Annotated in this window: 2 protein-coding genes; one reads left to right on the top strand and one right to left on the bottom strand. The window is 72.0% G+C overall.

Annotation, left to right across the window (positions count from 1 at the left end):
- Positions 1-385 precede the first annotated feature (385 nt).
- Complete coding sequence (locus tag AOK24_RS35540) at positions 386-1,294, bottom strand: LysR family transcriptional regulator (protein WP_055724095.1); 909 nt, start codon at positions 1,292-1,294, stop codon at positions 386-388.
- Between the two features lie 89 nt (positions 1,295-1,383).
- Here AOK24_RS35540 and AOK24_RS35545 point away from each other — a divergent pair.
- On the top strand, positions 1,384-2,342 hold a 959-nt coding region (locus tag AOK24_RS35545), incomplete at its 3' end, for an EamA family transporter (RefSeq protein WP_055724096.1).

A 2,342-nucleotide genomic window follows, 5' to 3' on the forward strand; every position in this document is an offset into this window, starting at 1 on the left:
GACACCCCGGCCCGCTCGGCCACCTCCCTGAGCCCGATCCCCCTGCGCATCGGCCCACCCTACGGCCTGGGATCACCCGATCTGCCGCGCTGTCACGAGGAGTTCACGCCAGGAGGGGCCGCCATCGGCGCTTTGGAGGGGGGCACGCCGATGACGGCACGCTGCCGGCCGCGGTACGGCGGAGAGGGTGGGTCGGCGATCACGGCCAGCCGCGAGGGCCGACACCGCACCGTGGTGACTCGTCCGGCAGTTTGAGGTTCGACGTACGCCGGATGCGAAGGGTTCCCGGCGGCGACGGCCCGCGTCCGAACCCCGGCCGCCTCCGACCTCGTACCCCAGTACCCCGTACCCCCCGTACCGCTGAGGTACCTCACCTCACCGAACCTCACCGCGCCGTCACCCTAGGCCAGTGCTCCCGCAGCGTCCGCACCGTCTCCGCGATCGCCGGCCTCCGCGCCGCCCCCGTCCGCCACAAGGCGTACAACCTGCGTACGGGTACCGGCTCCAGCGGCACCTCCACCACCCCCGGCGGCAGCGGCCCGCGACCCAGGCGCGGGATCAGCGCCACCCCCAGCCCCGCCGCGACCAGCGCCACCAGCGTCGGGTTCTCGTCGGCCTGGTGGACCACGTCGGGCTCGTGACCGGCCGAGCGCAGGGTACGCAGGAGCCAGTCGTGGCACACCCGCCCCGGCGGCTGGCAGATCCACCGCTCACCGCCCAACTCCTCCCGGGTGACCGCCGTACGACCCGCGAACGGGTGGCTCTCAGGTACGAGGAGATCGCACAGGTCGTCCCCGATGTGCGCCTGCTCCAGCCCTGCCGGAGCGGGCAGCGGGGCGATGTCCCAGTCGTGCGCGACGACCAGGTCGACCGCGCCCTTGGCCGCGAGGTCCACCGACAGGTGCGGGTCGATCTCGGTCAGCCGGGCGTCGAGCGCGGGGTGCCTGCGGGCCAGGTCCGCGAGGACGGCCGGCATCAGCCCCCGCGCCGCCGAGGCGAACGCGGCGATCGTCAGCCGCCCGGCGGGCAGCCCCCGGCGCTCTTCGAGCCCCGTCTCCGCGCGCTCGACGATCGCCAGCAACTCCTGCGCGGTCTCAGCTAGTTGCCATGCCTCGTCGGTCAACCGCACGCCCCTGCCCTCGCGTTCGAGCAGAACCGTCCTCGTCTCCCGCTCCAGCTTGGCGATCTGCTGCGACACCGCCGACGAGGTGTACCCGAGCGCGGCAGCGGCGGCGCCGACGGTGCCGTGGACGGAGACCGCGTGCAGGGCGCGCAGCCGCTGGAGGTCGAGCATGCCGGGCTCCCAAAGGTAAGCGTTGCTTCATTCTGTCGTGCAGTAATCATCGCTGGTGCTACATGGTCTGTACAGCCGATGCTCGACGCATGCGACCAGCACACCTCCTCCTCGCCGTCCTCGTCACCGCGATCTGGGGCGTCAACTTCACCGTCATAGAAATCGGTCTCGACCACTTTCCGCCGCTGCTCTTCTCCGCCCTGCGCTTCCTGGTGGCCGCGCTGCCCGCCGTGTTCTTCGTGGGGCGGCCGAAGGTCGCGTGGAAGTGGATCGTCGGAGTCGGACTCTCGCTCGGCGTCGCGAAGTTCGGGTTCGTCTTCGTCGGGATGGACGCGGGGATGCCGGCCGGGCTCTCCTCGCTCGTCCTCCAGATCCAGGCCGTGTTCACCGCGCTGATCGCGTTCGCGGTGCTGGGCGAACGGCCCACGCGCGTCAGGGTGTTGGGCATGGGCGTCGCCTTCGCCGGGATCGGCGTCGCCGCCGTCGACGAGGGGACGGCCGGGCCGCTCGGGGCATTCGCTCTCGTCATCGCCGGTGCCGCCTGCTGGGGCGTCTCCAACGTCCTGACCCGCAAGGCCGCGCCGCCCGACGCCCTCAACTTCATGGTGTGGGTGAGCACCGTCCCCGTACTCCCGCTCCTCGCCCTGTCGTTGCTCACCGAAGGCCCCCGCCGCGACCTCGACGCCCTGCGCTCCCTCGACCTCGCCGGCGTCGGCACGGTCCTCTTCGTCGCCTGGATCTCCACCGTCCTCGGCTTCGGCGCCTGGGGCTGGCTCCTGCGCCGCCACCCCGCCTCCACGGTCGCCCCCTTCTCCCTCCTCGTCCCCGTCTTCGGCATGTCCTCCGCGGCCCTCTTCCTCGGCGAACCGATCAGCCCCCTGCGCTGGTGCGCGGCGATCCTGCTGGTGGGCGGGGTGGCACTGACGTCCCTGGCGCCGGGGAGGAAGGTTGTGGAAGCGGTTGCACAAACGTCGGCAGCGGACGCGGGTGCGCGAGTTGTGGAAGCGGTTGCACAACGCCTGCCCCGTACGATCCCGTCCCCACCACC

The organism is Streptomyces niveiscabiei (assembly GCF_001419795.1).
In the GTDB taxonomy this organism is placed as follows: domain Bacteria; phylum Actinomycetota; class Actinomycetes; order Streptomycetales; family Streptomycetaceae; genus Streptomyces; species Streptomyces niveiscabiei.

Bases quoted from the DNA above. Each gene is read 5' to 3' on its own strand.
- AOK24_RS35540 (WP_055724095.1), bottom strand. From the start codon at position 1,294: ATGCTCGACCTCCAGCGGCTGCGCGCCCTGCACGCGGTCTCCGTCCAC.